The organism is Limnohabitans sp. Rim47 (assembly GCF_001517545.1).
Taxonomy (GTDB): Bacteria; Pseudomonadota; Gammaproteobacteria; order Burkholderiales; family Burkholderiaceae_C; genus Limnohabitans_A.
Genome location: NZ_FBYA01000001.1, coordinates 527,355 through 542,281 on the forward strand (window position 1 = coordinate 527,355; position 14,927 = coordinate 542,281).

The following is a 14,927-nucleotide window of genomic DNA, read 5'->3' on the forward strand; positions in this document are numbered from 1 at the left end:
CATGCACTTGGGCAGGGGCGAAGCATCAGTTCGCAAAACCTTCGCACGCCCCGGCATTGGCTTTGCCACGGCATTCGCGCAAAAGGCGTTTGTCGCGGTCGGCCTGGCTTTCACCGCTGCCGGGGCTGCTGGGTGGTTTAGGGGCTTTGGATTTTTTGGCCTTGGCGGGCTTGTTGGCGGTGCTGGCGGAGGTGATGGCTGTGAAGTTGTCTGCCGCCACGCAGGCCGGCGACAAGGTCAGCAAACACAGCCCCGATAACACGTAGAAAATCATCAAAGGCAAATGCCGTGTGAGCATGTCGGTCTCCCTGTCTGTTGTTATGCGGTCCATCATAGGCAAGTGCAGCGCTTGTGCAAGGGGTGACACCTGGAGGTCAGTTCCGCCGTTAGGATGGCGGCATGAACCCCAACACCACTCCTTTCATGCGCCAAGCGGTCATGGACCTTGAAGAGTCTCGCATCCGTGAAGTTGCCAATGCGGGTATGGGCCGGCCCGATGTGATGGCATTCTGGTTTGGCGAATCCGACGAGGTCACGCCCGACATCGTGCGCCAGGCGGCCATCGATTCGATGCAAAAAGGCGAAACCTTTTATTCGCACAACCTGGGCCTGCCCGAGCTGCGCCAGGCAGTGTCAGATTACATGTCGGCTCTGCATGGTCAAACTCAAGCGATAGGCGTGGACCGGCTGGCCATCACCTCAGGGGGCGTGAATGCCCTGATGCTGGCCGCACAGGCGTTGGTGGATGCCGGCGACGAGGTGGTTGCGGTCACGCCCGTCTGGCCCAACCTCACGGCGCAGGCCTTGGTCATGGGGGCTAATTTGAAGTGCGTGTCTCTGAGGCCGCTCAATGGCCAGTGGCAGCTGGACATGGCCGCGCTCAAAGCCGCAATCACACCCGTCACGCGAATGTTGATTGTCAATTCGCCCAACAACCCGACAGGCTGGACGCTCAGCCGTGCCGAGCAGGCCGAAATCTTGGCGCACTGCCGCAGCACCGGCACTTGGGTGCTGGCCGATGAGGTGTACGAGCGCTTGTATTACGAAACCGACACCGCCAACGGCTGCGCGCCTTCATTTCTGGATGTGTCTGAGCCCGATGACCGCCTGGTCGTGGTGCACAGCTTTTCCAAGAGTTTTTTGATGACCGGCTGGCGTCTGGGCTGGCTGGTCATGCCTGCGGCCATGACCCCTCACATGGGCAAATTGATCGAGTTCAACACCTCGTGTGCTTCGGTCTTTACCCAGCGCGCCGGGGTGGTTGCCTTACAAAACACCGGCGACATCACGCCCCGTGTGGTGGCGCACCTCAAAGCCTGCCGCGACACGCTGGTGCCGCTGTTGCAAACCGTGCCGGGCGTCCAAGTGGTGCCGGCCAGGGGCGGCATGTACGCTTTCTTCAAGCTGGAAGGGCATCCCGACTCATTGGCCACAGCCAAGCGCTTGGTGGCCGAGGCCGGTTTGGGCTTGGCCCCCGGTGAGGCCTTTGCACCCGAAGCAGCAGGCTGGCTGCGCTGGTGCTTTGCGTCCAAAGACCTGGACCGCTTGGTTCAAGGCGTGGATCGGCTCAAAAATTGGCTGGCCAAAAATTAATTGGGATCTGACCCCAATTGTTGCCAATTGTTGATTGGGATCTGACCCCAATTGCTGTGACCCCAACTGCTGCTGTCATGCCCGCGAACGCGGGTATCCATGCCCTTGAATAAGGTGGCCCTCAATCATGCTGTCATGCCCGCGAACGCGGGTATCCATGACTTTGAACGGCGGATAGATTCCCATTTTGTCGCCAGCAAAGCAGTGCTGAACCGACTCCGAGCCGGGCTGAAGGCCGTGAAAGTAGCCGCTTTCGGTCTATAATCCGCCTGTTTTGCGATTTGCAAAGCGCACGCCAGCCGCTTTTCCGGCAGTTGGCGCAAGTCATTCACCCGCTGAAATTCGTCACTGAACGACAGCGAAACAACAAGGAAATACCATGATTGCATCTTCAATCAAGGCAGAGGTCGTTAAAGCCAATGCACGTGCAGCCAACGACACTGGGTCCCCTGAAGTCCAAGTGGCTTTGCTCACAGCCCGTATCAACGAGCTGACACCTCACTTCAAAACACACGCCAAAGACCATCACGGTCGTCGCGGTCTGCTGCGCATGGTGAGCCGTCGCCGCAAGCTGCTGGACTACCTCAAGTCCCGTGATGCTGACCGTTACGTTGCGTTGATCGCCAAGCTTGGCCTGCGTAAGTAATCGTCTCTCCAGATGAAAAGCGCCTGAGTTAGTTCACTAGCTCAGGCGCTTTATTCTTTTTTTAGTCGGAATTTGTCCTTACGAACCCGCGCTGTGTCATTCCACAAGGCTTTCAAGCCCAGGTTTTGTGGAATGGCATCGAGTTCAGCAAGTCATTTTCCGGGCCCACCTTGCAGCCTTATGCATTTTTGATTTCAGGAGTACTGAACATGTCTATTTTTAACAAAGTTACCAAAACATTCCAATGGGGCCAACACACGGTCAAGATGGAAACGGGCGAAGTCGCTCGCCAAGCCGGCGGCGCTGTGCTGCTCGACATGGAAGGCACTGTGGTGCTGGCTACGGTGGTGGGTTCCAAGATCGCCAAAGCCGGTCAGGACTTCTTTCCTCTGACCGTCGATTACATCGAGAAAACTTACGCCGCAGGCAAGATCCCCGGCAGCTTCTTCAAGCGTGAAGCCAAGCCCAGCGAGCACGAAACCCTCACCAGTCGCCTGATCGACCGCCCGATTCGTCCCTTGTTCCCAGAAGGTTTCTACAACGACGTGCATGTGGTCATCCACACTGTGTCTTTGAACCCTGAAGTGGACGCCGACATCGCCGCGATGATCGCTGTGTCTGCCGCTTTGTCCATCTCGGGCATCCCGTTCAACGGCCCGATTGGTGCCGCTCGCGTCGGTTACATCAATGGCGAATACGTGTTGAACCCTGGCCAGACCCAGCGCAAAGACAGCGTGATGGACTTGGTGGTGGCGGGCACCGAAGCGGCTGTGTTGATGGTCGAATCCGAAGCCCAGCAACTGTCCGAAGAAATCATGCTGGGCGGTGTGGTGTATGGACACGCGCAATCGGCCATTGCCATCAACGCGATCCACGAGTTGGTGCGCGAAGCGGGCAAGCCGGTGTGGGATTGGCAAGCGCCTGCCCGCGATTTGGCTTTCGAAGCCAAGCTGGCTTCTTTGGCTGAAGAAAAGCTGCGCGCCGCTTACCAGATTCGCAACAAACAAGCCCGTACACACGCTTGCCGCGAAGCCTACGCTTCGGTCAAAGTGGCTTTGGCAGAAGAGGGCTTGGCCTTCGACAGTGTCAAGCTCGACGGCCTGATGTTCGAAATCGAAGCCCGCATCGTGCGCAGCCAGATTTTGGCTGGTGAGCCCCGCATCGACGGCCGCGACACACGCACTGTGCGTCCCATCGAGATCCGTAACAGCGTGCTGCCCCGCACACACGGTTCTGCCTTGTTTACACGTGGCGAAACTCAGGCTTTGGTGATCACCACTTTGGGCACCGAGCGCGATGCACAACGCATTGACGCGCTGGCCGGTGAGTTCGAAGACCGCTTCATGTTCCACTACAACATGCCTCCCTTTGCCACCGGCGAAGTGGGCCGCATGGGTTCGACCAAACGCCGCGAAATCGGCCACGGCCGTCTGGCCAAGCGTGCTCTGGCCGCTGTGTTGCCAAGCAAAGAAGAATTTCCTTACACCCTGCGTGTGGTGTCCGAAATCACCGAATCGAACGGTTCTTCGTCCATGGCTTCGGTCTGCGGCGGCTGCTTGTCGATGATGGACGCTGGTGTGCCGATGAAAGCCCACGTGGCCGGTATTGCCATGGGCCTGATCAAGGAAGACAACCGCTTTGCCGTGTTGACCGACATCTTGGGTGACGAAGACCACCTGGGTGACATGGATTTCAAAGTGGCCGGTACCACCAACGGCATCACCGCTTTGCAGATGGACATCAAGATCCAGGGCATCACCAAAGAAATCATGCAAGTCGCTTTGGCTCAAGCCAAAGAAGCCCGCATGCACATTCTGGGCAAAATGCAAGAAGCAATGAGCGAAGCCAACACCGCAGTGTCTGACTTTGCGCCCAAGCTCTTCACCATGAAGATCAATCCCGAGAAAATTCGTGACGTGATCGGCAAAGGTGGCTCGACCATCCGTGCGCTGACCGAAGAAACAGGTTGCCAGATCAACATCTCTGAAGACGGCACGATCACCATCGCGGCAACCGATGGCGACAAGGCCGAAATCGCCAAGAAGCGCATCGAGCAGATCACTGCTGAAGTCGAAATCGGCAAGGTTTACGAAGGCCCAGTGACCAAAATTTTGGACTTCGGTGCTCTGATCAACTTGCTGCCTGGCAAAGACGGTTTGTTGCACATCAGCCAGATCGCGCACGAGCGAGTCGAAAAAGTGACCGACTACCTGAGCGAAGGCCAGATTGTCAAAGTCAAGGTCATGGAAACCGATGAAAAAGGCCGCATCAAGTTGTCGATGAAGGCCTTGTTGGACCGTCCAGCTCAGGGCTAAATCCTGGGTACTTCGGGTGGTCAACGATCACCCGAGTCCGTGGTGTCGACTCACTATGAACGTCATTGAAATCCAGAGCTACGGTGCCCCCGAGGTGCTGGTGTCCGCGACCCGTCCCGACCCCGTGGCCGGGGCTGGAGAGTTGCTGATTCGCGTGTCGGCCAGCGGCATCAACCGCCCCGATGTGCTGCAACGTACCGGCAACTATCCCGTGCCACCTGGTGCCTCGGATATTCCTGGCCTCGAAGTGGCCGGCGTGGTTGTTTCCGGTGATGCAGCAGCCATGGCCGAAGCGGGTTTTGCGGTGGGTGACCGTGTATGCGCCTTGGTTTCTGGTGGTGGTTATGCGCAGTTGTGCGTCGCCCCTGTGGCCCAGTGTTTGCCAGTCCCCAAGGGCTTGACTGACACCGAGGCCGCCACGCTGCCCGAGACGTTTTTCACCGTCTGGAGCAATGTGTTTGACCGTGGGCATTTGCAAGCGGGCGAGACCTTGTTGATTCAAGGCGGTACCAGCGGCATTGGCGTGACGGCCATTCAGATGGCCAAGGCGGCAGGCGCTACCGTGATCGTCACGGCGGGGTCTGACGACAAATGCCAGGCTTGCTTGGCTTTGGGTGCAGACCATGCCATCAACTACAGAACCACCGATTTCGTGGCCGAGGCCAAGCGCCTGACGGGTGGTTTGGGTGTGAATGTGATTTTGGACATGGTTGCAGGCGACTACGTGGCACGCGAAGTCGAAGCCTTGGCCGAAGATGGTCGCTTGGTCATCATTGCGGTTCAGGGTGGTGTCAAGAGCGAGTTCAATGCCGGCATGGTGTTGCGTCGTCGTTTGACGATCACGGGCTCTACACTGCGTCCACGACCAGTGGCTTTCAAAGCAGCCATTGCACAGTCGTTGCGCAAAACGGTCTGGCCCTGGATTGAGTCGGGCCGCATCAAACCGGTCATCCACAGCGTGTTTGGCGCGGCGGATGCAGGCGGTGGCTTGCCATCGGGTGCGGCGCAAGCCCATGCCTTGATGGAGTCCAACCAACATGTGGGCAAATTGGTGGTGACTTGGTGATGACAATGCGCAGCAAGTTGATGGTCGGCAACTGGAAGATGAATGGCAGCCTGGTTGCCAATGCCTCTTTGGTGAATGCTATTTTGGACGACATTGCAACCGTGAATTGCCGTGCTGCGGTGTGTGTGCCTGCGGTTTTTCTGGCCCAGTTGCAAGCCTTGCTTGCTGGCTCTTGCATTGGCTTGGGTGCACAAGATGTGTCTGCCCATGCTTCGGGTGCTTACACGGGTGAGGTGTCTGCCGATATGTTGCGTGACTTCGCGGTGCGTTACTGCATCGTGGGCCACTCGGAGCGCCGTCAGTACCATGCCGAATCGGATGCGCTGGTGGCCATCAAGGCGCAGCGAGCCTTGGCTGCAGGCATCACCCCAATTGTTTGCGTCGGCGAAAGCTTGGCAGAGCGCGATGCAGGACAAACAGAGCACGTTGTGAAGCGTCAGTTGGCTGCTGTGATTCATGCCAACGGCCATTGCATCAGCGAAATTGTGGTGGCCTACGAGCCCCTCTGGGCTATCGGCACCGGTTTGACGGCCACTCCTGAGCAAGCGCAACAAGTGCACGCTGTTTTGCGTGCGCAGTTGCAAGCGGCATCTTCGCATGCGGATCTGATTTCTATTTTGTATGGTGGCAGCATGAATGCCGCCAATGCCGCTGAATTATTGGCCCAGCCCGATGTGGATGGTGGCTTGATTGGTGGCGCTGCGCTGAAAGCGCCTGACTTTTTGTCCATGCTGAAGACCGCTTCGCGCTGAGTTTTTGGCCAACTTTTTTATTGATTCTTGGAGATACAGATGAGCATGGTGTTGACTTTGATTTTGGTAGTGCAGATGTTGTCGGCCCTGGCCATGATCGGTTTGATCCTGATTCAGCACGGCAAAGGTGCTGACATGGGGGCCGCCTTTGGCAGTGGTGGTTCTGGCAGCCTGTTTGGTGCCACTGGGGGTGCCAACTTTCTGTCGCGCACCACGGCTGTTTTAGCTGCGGTTTTCTTTGTGTGTACTTTGTTGCTGGCTTATTTCAGCAACGCTCGCCCAGCGGCCCCTACAGGCAGCGTTCTGGAAGGTGTCACTGTGACCGCGCCGGCCGCGCCATCCGCACCTGTTGACAGCAGCACGGCTGCACAGATTCCTGGCAATGCACCCGCCACAAAGACGGACAACAGTGTGCCACCTGCACCAGTCAAGTAATTTGCCATTCAGCTTTGTTGCCCTGCATAAATTTCCTGTTTTTCGAAAGGAAATGGCAGGGTTTTCAGAGTAAACTATGGGATTGCCCGGAGAGCTAAATGCATCGTTTGATGCGCCTCATGCAACCCGGTCAAAAGTATCCAGCCGTCGTGGTGAAATTGGTAGACACGCTATCTTGAGGGGGTAGTGGCGAAAGCTGTGCGAGTTCGAGTCTCGCCGACGGCACCAGACAAACAGATTAGCCCAGACTGCAAGGTCTGGGCTACTCATTCGGTGATACCGTCAGCCTCAAGATGAACCTCGAACAATACCTTCCCATTCTCTTGTTCATTTTGGTCGGCATTGCTGTCGGCATCATTCCCCAGGTTTTGGGCTACATCCTTGGCCCCAACAAACCTGATGCGGAAAAAAATTCCCCCTATGAATGCGGCTTCGAAGCCTTCGAAGACGCTCGCATGAAGTTTGATGTGCGCTACTACTTGGTAGCCATCTTGTTCATCTTGTTTGATTTGGAAATCGCTTTCTTGTTTCCTTGGGCTGTGGCGCTCAAGGAGGTGGGTGTGGCGGGCTTTGTGGCCGTGGTGATTTTCCTGGCCATTCTGGTCGTGGGCTTTGTCTACGAGTGGAAAAAAGGCGCCCTCGATTGGGAATGATCGTGCCAAACACAACAGCATTCAGCCTGCTTAAGGATTCAAAATGATTGAAGGCGTGATGAAGGAAGGCTTTATCACCACGAGCTACGACTCGGTGGTGAACTGGGCCAAAACCGGCTCGCTCTGGCCCATGACCTTTGGTCTGGCTTGCTGCGCGGTTGAGATGATGCACTCGGCGACAGCCCGTTACGACTTGGCTCGATTTGGCGCCGAGGTGTTCCGAGCCAGCCCCCGTCAGGCCGACTTGATGATCGTGGCCGGCACTTTGTGCAACAAGATGGCACCTGCTTTGCGTAAGGTGTATGACCAGATGTCTGAGCCCCGTTGGGTGATTTCGATGGGGTCATGTGCTAATGGCGGTGGTTACTACCATTACAGCTATTCCGTGGTTCGTGGTTGCGACCGCATTGTGCCGGTGGATGTTTATGTGCCGGGTTGCCCTCCGACTGCTGAAGCGCTGATCTACGGCATCATCCAGTTGCAGCAAAAAATTCGCCGCACCCACACCATTGCGCGTGCTTAAGGGAAAGAAGACGATGACCGATTTCGCCATTCGCCCCGAAGAACTGCAAGACAACTTGGCCAGCGCCTTAGGTGACCGCGTGAGCGGTATCACCATCGCTTTGGGTGAGGTGACAGTGCAGGTGAATGCCGCCAATTACCTGGGCGTCATGCAAACCTTGCGCGACACAGCAGGCTGCCAATTCGAACAACTGATCGACCTTGCCGGCGTTGATTATTCTGCCTACCGTGAAGTTGGCACCGATGGCCCCCGCTTTGGTGTGACCGTGCACTTGCTGTCGGTCAGCTTGAACCAGCGCGTGCGTATCAAGGTGCTCTGCCCCGATGATGACTTGCCGCTGGTGGCTTCGATCAACGAGATCTGGAACTCGGCCAACTGGTACGAGCGCGAAGCCTTTGACTTGTTCGGCATCGTGTTTGAAGGTCACAACGACCTGCGCCGCATCCTGACGGATTACGGTTTCATTGGGCATCCGTTCCGCAAAGATTTCCCCATGTCAGGACATGTCGAAATGCGTTACGACGCTGAGCGCAAGCGCGTGATTTATGAGCCGGTCAGCATTGAGCCACGCGAAATCACACCGCGCATCATTCGCGAAGACAACTATGGAGGCCTGAACTGATATGGCCGAAATCAAGAATTACACGCTGAACTTCGGTCCACAGCACCCGGCCGCGCACGGTGTGTTGCGCCTCGTTTTGGAGCTCGACGGCGAGGTGGTGCAACGCGCTGACCCGCACATCGGCCTGTTGCACCGTGCCACTGAAAAGCTGGCTGAGAGCAAAACCTACATCCAGTCGCTTCCCTACATGGACCGACTGGATTACGTGTCAATGATGTGCAACGAGCACGCATACTGTCTGGCCATCGAAAAGATGCTGGGCCTTGAAGTGCCGATGCGCGCACAGTACATCCGCGTGATGTTTTCGGAAATCACCCGTGTCCTGAATCACCTGATGTGGTTGGGATCGCACGGTAACGATTGCGGCAGCTCGACCATCTTGATATACACCTTCCGCGAGCGTGAAGACCTGTTTGACATGTACGAGGCCGTCTCTGGTGCGCGCATGCACGCCGCGTATTTCCGTCCAGGTGGCGTGTACCGCGATTTGCCTGACAGCATGCCCCAATACAAGGTCAGCAAGATCAAAAATGCCAAGGCCATCGAGCAGCTCAACAGCAACCGCAATGGCTCTTTGCTGGACTTCATTGACGACTTTACGCAGCGCTTCCCCAAGTGCGTCGACGAATACGAAACCCTGCTGACTGACAACCGCATCTGGAAACAGCGCACCGTGGGCATCGGCGTGGTGGCACCCGAGCGCGCCCTGAATCTGGGCATGACCGGCCCCATGCTGCGCGGCTCAGGCATTGCTTGGGATTTGCGCAAGAAGCAGCCTTATGACGCGTACGACAAAGTCGAGTTCGACGTGCCTGTTGGCAAAACCGGTGACAGCTACGACCGTTACCTGGTGCGCATGCAAGAAATGCGCGAATCGAACCGCATCATCCAACAGTGCGTTGCGTGGTTGCGTGCCAACCCTGGCCCGGTCATCACCGACAACCACAAGGTGGCACCGCCTTCGCGTGAAGGAATGAAATCCAACATGGAAGACTTGATCCACCACTTCAAGCTCTTTACCGAAGGTTTCCATGTGCCCGAAGGCGAGGCCTACGCTGCTGTCGAACACCCCAAGGGCGAGTTCGGCATTTACATGGTCAGCGACGGTGCCAACAAGCCGTACCGTTTGAAAATTCGTGCCCCGGGCTTTGCCCATTTGGCCACTCTCGATGAAATGGCCCGCGGCCATATGCTGGCCGATGCGGTCGCGATCATCGGGACCATGGACATCGTTTTTGGAGAGATTGACCGATGATCTCTGAGTCAACCAAAGCACGCTTTGCGCGTGAAGTCGCCAAGTTCCCTGCGGATCAAAAGCAGTCGGCCGTCATGGCTTGTCTGTCGATCGTGCAGCAAGAACTAGGCTGGGTCAGCCCCGACAGTGAGGAAGTCGTGGCCGAGGTGTTGGGCATGCCGGTGATGGCGGTGCACGAAGTCACCACCTTCTACAACATGTACAACCAAAAGCCGGTGGGCAAGTTCAAGCTGAACGTCTGCACCAACCTGCCTTGCCAGTTGCGTGGCGGTGCCCAGGCACTGGCGCATCTGGAGCACAAGCTGGGCGTGCACGCCGGTGAAACCACGGCCGATGGCTTGTTTACTTTGCAGCCGAGCGAATGCCAAGGCGCTTGCGCTGATGCTCCCGTGTTGCTGGTGAACGACCGCCACATGTGCAGCTTCATGAGTCATGAAAAGCTCGACCAGCTCGTCGACAGCCTGAAGAAAGCCGAGGCCGCTTGATGAAAGTCGAACAAATCCTGAGCCAATTCCAAGCCACTGGCGTGGAAACTTGCTTTCATGACCGCCACATTAACCCGCAAATTTATGCCGGTCTGAATGGCCGTAATTGGGGCATCAAAGATTACGAAGCACGTGGCGGCTACGCTGCCTTGCGCAAAATTTTGGGCAAAGACGGCAGTGCGCCGAACCCTGAAACTGGCATCGCCGGCATGACGCAAGACCAGGTGATCGCCACCGTCAAAGAATCCGGCCTGCGCGGTCGCGGCGGTGCGGGCTTCCCCACGGGCCTCAAGTGGAGCTTCATGCCACGCCAGTTCCCCGGTCAAAAGTATCTGGTTTGCAACTCGGACGAAGGCGAGCCGGGCACATGCAAAGACCGCGACATCATGGAGTACAACCCCCACACAGTGATCGAGGGCATGATCATTGCCGCTTATGCCATGGGCATCAGCGTGGGTTACAACTACATTCACGGCGAAATCTTCCACACTTACGATCGCTTTGAAGCGGCCCTAGAAGAAGCCCGTGCAGCCGGTTATCTGGGCAACAGCATTATGGGTTCGTCGTTCAACTTCCAGTTGCACGCCTCGCACGGTTTTGGCGCTTACATCTGCGGCGAAGAAACCGCCTTGCTCGAATCGCTGGAAGGCAAAAAAGGCCAGCCACGTTTCAAGCCACCATTTCCGGCCAGCTTTGGCCTTTATGGTAAACCCACCACCATCAACAACACCGAGACTTTCGCGGCAGTTCCTTGGATCATCCGCAACGGTGGTCAGGCTTACCTCGAATGCGGCAAGCCCAACAACGGCGGCACCAAAATCTTCTCGGTCAGCGGCGACGTCGAGCGCCCCGGTAACTACGAAGTGCCCATGGGCACACCCTTTGCCAAGCTGCTGGAGCTCGCTGGTGGCGTGCGCGGTGGACGCAAGCTCAAGGCCGTGATTCCTGGCGGTTCGTCATCGCCGGTCGTTCCTGCCGATTTGATGATGACACTCACCATGGACTACGACAGCATCGCCAAAGAGGGCGGTTCGATGTTGGGTTCGGGCGCGGTGATCGTCATGGACGAAACGCGTTGCATGGTCAAGGCTTTGGCCCGACTGTCTTACTTTTACTCGCACGAATCCTGTGGCCAGTGCACCCCTTGCCGTGAAGGCACCGGCTGGCTCTGGCGCATGGTGGACCGCATTGAAAACGGTCAAGGCCGTGCCAGCGACATTGACATGCTCGACAGCGTGGCTGGCAACATCATGGGCCGCACGATTTGCGCCTTGGGTGACGCAGCGGCCATGCCGGTGCGCGGCATGCTCAAGCATTTCCGTCACGAATTTGTACACCACATTGAACACAAGACCTGCATGGTCGGTGCCGATGTGCCAACGGTGAAAACCCATGGTTGAAATAGAACTCGACGGTCAGAAAGTGGAAGTTGTCGAAGGCAGCATGGTGATGCATGCCGCCGAAAAAGCCGGCACCTACATCCCTCATTTCTGTTACCACAAGAAACTCTCCATCGCGGCCAATTGCCGCATGTGCCTGGTGGAGGTCGAAAAGGCCCCCAAGCCCATGCCCGCATGCGCCACACCCGTGACGCAAGGCATGATCGTGCGCACCAAGAGCGACAAAGCCATTGCGGCCCAGAAGTCGGTGATGGAGTTTTTGCTGATCAACCACCCACTCGATTGCCCGATTTGCGACCAAGGCGGTGAGTGCCAGTTGCAAGACTTGGCGGTCGGTTACGGCGGCACACAATCGCGTTACGAAGAAGAAAAACGCGTCGTGTTCCACAAGGAAGTCGGCCCGCTGATCTCGATGGAAGAGATGAGCCGCTGCATCCACTGCACACGCTGCGTGCGCTTTGGCCAAGAAGTGGCCGGTGCCATGGAGCTGGGCATGTCTCACCGCGGCGAGCACGCCGAGATCGAAACCTTTCTGGGCCAGACCATCGATTCCGAGTTGTCGGGCAACATGATCGACATTTGCCCGGTGGGGGCCTTGACCAGCAAGCCTTTCCGCTACAACGCCCGCACTTGGGAGTTGTCGCGCCGCAAGTCGGTGGCAGCGCACGACTCGTCGGGTGCCAACCTGATCGTTCAGGTCAAGAACAACCAGGTCATGCGCGTCGTGCCTCTGGAGAACGAAGAAGTCAACGAGTGCTGGATCGCTGACCGCGACCGATTCTCTTACGAAGCCCTCAATGGCGATGACCGCTTGACCCAGCCCATGCTCAAGCAAGGCGGTGAGTGGAAAACCGTTGACTGGCAAACCGCCCTCGAATACGTGGCCAACGGCCTGCGCAACATCCAACGTGACCACGGAGCGAACAGCATTGGCGCACTGGTCAGCCCCCACAGCACGGTGGAAGAGTTGTACTTGGCGGGTGCTTTGGTGCGTGGCTTGGGTTCGGACAACATCGACTACCGTCTGCGCCACGCCGAATTTGGCACCGCTGAAGGTGTGCGCACTTTGGGCACATCGATTGCTTCACTGAGCACATTGCAGCGTGTGCTGGTCGTGGGCTCCAACCTGCGCAAAGACCATCCCTTGTTTGCCCTGCGCGTGCGTCACGCCGTGCGCCATGGCGCTCAATTGAACGTCATCACATCGCAAGCGGATTTCGCCCACGCCGACGCTTGGGCCATGCCTGTGGCGCAAGCGGTCTTGGCCGATGCGGCTGCTTGGGCGCAAGCCTTAGCCGATGTGGCTGCAGCCATCGCTGCAGAAAAAGGCGTGACGGCCCCCGCCACTGGCCATGTCAGCGAACAAGCCCAAGCCATCGCCAAGTCCTTGTTGGGCGGTGAGCGCAAAGCCGTGTTGCTGGGCAATGCTGCAGCGCACCACGCCAACGCATCGTCCCTGTTGGCCTTGGCCAACTGGATTGCCGAGCAAACCGGTGCCAGCGTAGGTTACCTGACCGAAGCGGCCAATACCGTGGGCGCGCAGTGGGTGGGTGCGCAGCCGCAGACCGGCGGCAAAAACGCTGGCCAGATGCTGGCCGGTGGCCTCAAGGCCGCGATCTTGCTGAACACCGAACCCGAGTTCGACAGCGCTGCAGGTGCTGCCGCTGCCCAGAGCCTGGGCCAGGCCGAGATGGTCGTCACGCTCAGCCCGTTCAAAGCCAATATGGCTTTCAGCGACGTGTTGTTGCCGATCGCCCCGTTCACCGAAACATCGGGCAGTTTGGTCAATGCCGAAGGCCGTTTGCAAAGTTTTCATGCGGTGGTCAAGCCTTTGGCTGAAACCCGTCCCGCCTGGAAAGTGTTGCGCGTCTTGGCCAATTTGCTCGACATTCCGGGCGTGGCTTTTGAGACGTCACAAGACGTGTTGGCCCGTGCCACAGCCAAGCCGCTGACTGCATCCAACGCGACACGCGCTGCGATCAATCTGGCTGCAGCAGCGGGTACGCCTGCGGTCGCCTCCATTTACCAACTGGATGGCATCGTTCGCCGTGCACCGTCTTTGCAGTTGACCGCAGACGCACGCCAGGAGGTGACCCCATGATTGATGCTCTGTACAACGGCGGCTTGAACCTGATCGCTGCCACATGGTGGGCCACTTTGGTCTGGCCTGTGTTGTGGATCTTGCTCAAGATCGTCGCCATCCTTGCGCCGCTGATGGGCGCTGTGGCTTACCTGACGCTGTGGGAGCGCAAGCTGCTGGGCTTTATGCAAGTGCGCCACGGCCCGAACCGCGTAGGCCCCATGGGGCTGTTACAACCGATTGCCGATGCGCTCAAATTGTTGACCAAGGAATTGATCAATCCGTCTGCGGCCAGCTTGGGCTTGTTCCGCTTGGGTCCAATCATGGCCATCATGCCCGCCTTGGCGGCGTGGGTGGCGATTCCTTTCGGGCCTGAAGTCGCTTTGACCAACATCAATGCCGGCCTGATGCTGGTGATGGCCATCACCTCGATCGAGGTGTACGGCGTGATCATTGCGGGTTGGGCGTCCAACTCCAAATACGCTTTCTTGGGTGCGCTGCGTGCATCGGCCCAGATGGTGAGCTACGAAATCGCCATGGGCTTTTGCTTCTTGGTGGTCTTGATGGTGTCGGGCAGCATGAACCTGACCGAAATCGTTTTGTCGCAAGGCAAGGGACAGATGGCTCACATGGGTCTGGGCTTCCTTTCCTGGAACTGGTTGCCCTTGTTGCCGATCTTCATCGTCTACCTGATCTCTGGCGTGGCTGAAACTAACCGTCACCCGTTTGACGTGGTCGAAGGCGAAGCCGAAATCGTGGCCGGTCACATGGTCGAGTACTCGGGCATGGGCTTTGCCATCTTCTTCTTGGCCGAATACGCCAGCATGTGGCTCGTGTCCATTCTGGCCGTGATCATGTTCCTGGGGGGCTGGTTGCCGCCCATCGACAGTGCTTTGTTCAACATGATTCCGGGCTGGATCTGGTTGGGCCTGAAAACTTTCCTGGTCGTGTCCATGTTTATCTGGATCCGAGCAACCTTCCCGCGCTTCCGTTATGACCAGATCATGCGTCTGGGCTGGAAGATTTTCATTCCGGTCACCCTGGTGTGGCTGCTGGTGGTAGGCGCTTGGCTTTTCTCACCCTGGAACATCTGGAAATAAGC

At 57.5% G+C, this 14,927-nt stretch carries 15 protein-coding genes and 1 tRNA gene; 15 read left to right on the plus strand and 1 reads right to left on the minus strand.

Annotation, left to right across the window (positions count from 1 at the left end; all coding sequences use genetic code 11):
* Window positions 1–25: 25 nt before the first annotated feature.
* A complete protein-coding gene (locus BN3544_RS02345; RefSeq protein WP_019428562.1) occupies window positions 26–298 on the minus strand; it encodes a hypothetical protein in 273 nt (90 codons plus the stop codon).
* Between the two features lie 101 nt (window positions 299–399).
* Here BN3544_RS02345 and BN3544_RS02350 point away from each other — a divergent pair, with 101 nt between their 5' ends.
* The 15 genes from BN3544_RS02350 (at window position 400) to nuoH (ending at window position 14,925) form a co-directional block, all read left to right on the plus strand.
* Complete coding sequence (locus BN3544_RS02350; protein ID WP_019428563.1) at window positions 400–1,593, plus strand: pyridoxal phosphate-dependent aminotransferase; 1,194 nt, start codon at window positions 400–402, stop codon at window positions 1,591–1,593.
* Window positions 1,594–1,972: 379 nt separating this feature from the next.
* The gene (rpsO, locus tag BN3544_RS02360) at window positions 1,973–2,239 is read left to right on the plus strand and encodes a 30S ribosomal protein S15 (protein WP_019428565.1); all 267 of its coding nucleotides are present in this window, start codon (window positions 1,973–1,975) and stop codon (window positions 2,237–2,239) included.
* A 209-nt stretch (window positions 2,240–2,448) separates the two neighbouring features.
* A complete protein-coding gene (gene pnp / locus BN3544_RS02365) occupies window positions 2,449–4,554 on the plus strand; it encodes a polyribonucleotide nucleotidyltransferase (RefSeq protein WP_026036404.1) in 2,106 nt (701 codons plus the stop codon).
* Window positions 4,555–4,609: 55 nt separating this feature from the next.
* On the plus strand, window positions 4,610–5,620 hold the full coding sequence (locus tag BN3544_RS02370; RefSeq protein ID WP_019428567.1) for an NAD(P)H-quinone oxidoreductase: 1,011 nt from the start codon (window positions 4,610–4,612) through the stop codon (window positions 5,618–5,620).
* The gene (gene tpiA, locus BN3544_RS02375) at window positions 5,620–6,372 is read left to right on the plus strand and encodes a triose-phosphate isomerase (protein WP_019428568.1); all 753 of its coding nucleotides are present in this window, start codon (window positions 5,620–5,622) and stop codon (window positions 6,370–6,372) included. The genes BN3544_RS02370 and tpiA overlap by 1 nt, the downstream gene beginning before the upstream one ends.
* A 39-nt stretch (window positions 6,373–6,411) precedes the next feature.
* Window positions 6,412–6,807, plus strand: coding sequence for a preprotein translocase subunit SecG (gene secG / locus BN3544_RS02380; protein WP_019428569.1), 396 nt, complete (start codon window positions 6,412–6,414; stop codon window positions 6,805–6,807).
* Between the two features lie 143 nt (window positions 6,808–6,950).
* Window positions 6,951–7,035, plus strand: a tRNA-Leu gene (locus BN3544_RS02385).
* Between the two features lie 65 nt (window positions 7,036–7,100).
* Window positions 7,101–7,460 (plus strand): NADH-quinone oxidoreductase subunit A, encoded by a 360-nt coding sequence (locus tag BN3544_RS02390; protein WP_019428570.1) that lies wholly within the window; start codon window positions 7,101–7,103, stop codon window positions 7,458–7,460.
* A 43-nt stretch (window positions 7,461–7,503) separates the two neighbouring features.
* Complete coding sequence (locus tag BN3544_RS02395) at window positions 7,504–7,983, plus strand: NuoB/complex I 20 kDa subunit family protein (protein WP_019428571.1); 480 nt, start codon at window positions 7,504–7,506, stop codon at window positions 7,981–7,983.
* A 13-nt stretch (window positions 7,984–7,996) separates the two neighbouring features.
* The gene (locus BN3544_RS02400) at window positions 7,997–8,605 is read left to right on the plus strand and encodes an NADH-quinone oxidoreductase subunit C (protein WP_019428572.1); all 609 of its coding nucleotides are present in this window, start codon (window positions 7,997–7,999) and stop codon (window positions 8,603–8,605) included.
* A 1-nt stretch (window position 8,606) separates the two neighbouring features.
* The gene (locus tag BN3544_RS02405; RefSeq protein ID WP_019428573.1) at window positions 8,607–9,860 is read left to right on the plus strand and encodes an NADH-quinone oxidoreductase subunit D; all 1,254 of its coding nucleotides are present in this window, start codon (window positions 8,607–8,609) and stop codon (window positions 9,858–9,860) included.
* A complete protein-coding gene (nuoE, locus tag BN3544_RS02410) occupies window positions 9,857–10,345 on the plus strand; it encodes an NADH-quinone oxidoreductase subunit NuoE (protein WP_019428574.1) in 489 nt (162 codons plus the stop codon). The genes BN3544_RS02405 and nuoE overlap by 4 nt, the downstream gene beginning before the upstream one ends.
* Window positions 10,345–11,745 carry an NADH-quinone oxidoreductase subunit NuoF gene (gene nuoF / locus BN3544_RS02415; RefSeq protein ID WP_019428575.1) on the plus strand — a complete coding sequence of 467 codons (1,401 nt, stop codon included), beginning with the start codon at window positions 10,345–10,347 and terminating at the stop codon, window positions 11,743–11,745. Before nuoE ends, nuoF begins: the two co-directional genes overlap by 1 nt.
* Window positions 11,738–13,846 (plus strand): NADH-quinone oxidoreductase subunit NuoG, encoded by a 2,109-nt coding sequence (gene nuoG, locus BN3544_RS02420; protein ID WP_026036405.1) that lies wholly within the window; start codon window positions 11,738–11,740, stop codon window positions 13,844–13,846. The genes nuoF and nuoG overlap by 8 nt, the downstream gene beginning before the upstream one ends.
* Window positions 13,843–14,925, plus strand: a complete 1,083-nt coding sequence (nuoH, locus tag BN3544_RS02425) for an NADH-quinone oxidoreductase subunit NuoH (protein WP_019428577.1) — start codon at window positions 13,843–13,845, stop codon at window positions 14,923–14,925. Before nuoG ends, nuoH begins: the two co-directional genes overlap by 4 nt.
* The last annotated feature ends 2 nt before the right edge of the window (window positions 14,926–14,927 follow it).

Coding starts and splice junctions, on each gene's coding strand:
- rpsO (WP_019428565.1), top strand. CDS start 1,973: ATGATTGCATCTTCAATCAAGGCAGAGGTCGTTAAAGCCAATGCACGT.
- secG (WP_019428569.1), top strand. CDS start 6,412: ATGAGCATGGTGTTGACTTTGATTTTGGTAGTGCAGATGTTGTCGGCC.
- BN3544_RS02370 (WP_019428567.1), top strand. CDS start 4,610: ATGAACGTCATTGAAATCCAGAGCTACGGTGCCCCCGAGGTGCTGGTG.
- pnp (WP_026036404.1), top strand. CDS start 2,449: ATGTCTATTTTTAACAAAGTTACCAAAACATTCCAATGGGGCCAACAC.
- nuoG (WP_026036405.1), top strand. CDS start 11,738: ATGGTTGAAATAGAACTCGACGGTCAGAAAGTGGAAGTTGTCGAAGGC.
- BN3544_RS02390 (WP_019428570.1), top strand. CDS start 7,101: ATGAACCTCGAACAATACCTTCCCATTCTCTTGTTCATTTTGGTCGGC.
- nuoE (WP_019428574.1), top strand. CDS start 9,857: ATGATCTCTGAGTCAACCAAAGCACGCTTTGCGCGTGAAGTCGCCAAG.
- BN3544_RS02405 (WP_019428573.1), top strand. CDS start 8,607: ATGGCCGAAATCAAGAATTACACGCTGAACTTCGGTCCACAGCACCCG.
- nuoH (WP_019428577.1), top strand. CDS start 13,843: ATGATTGATGCTCTGTACAACGGCGGCTTGAACCTGATCGCTGCCACA.
- BN3544_RS02395 (WP_019428571.1), top strand. CDS start 7,504: ATGATTGAAGGCGTGATGAAGGAAGGCTTTATCACCACGAGCTACGAC.
- BN3544_RS02345 (WP_019428562.1), bottom strand. CDS start 298: ATGCTCACACGGCATTTGCCTTTGATGATTTTCTACGTGTTATCGGGG.
- tpiA (WP_019428568.1), top strand. CDS start 5,620: ATGACAATGCGCAGCAAGTTGATGGTCGGCAACTGGAAGATGAATGGC.
- BN3544_RS02400 (WP_019428572.1), top strand. CDS start 7,997: ATGACCGATTTCGCCATTCGCCCCGAAGAACTGCAAGACAACTTGGCC.
- BN3544_RS02350 (WP_019428563.1), top strand. CDS start 400: ATGAACCCCAACACCACTCCTTTCATGCGCCAAGCGGTCATGGACCTT.
- nuoF (WP_019428575.1), top strand. CDS start 10,345: ATGAAAGTCGAACAAATCCTGAGCCAATTCCAAGCCACTGGCGTGGAA.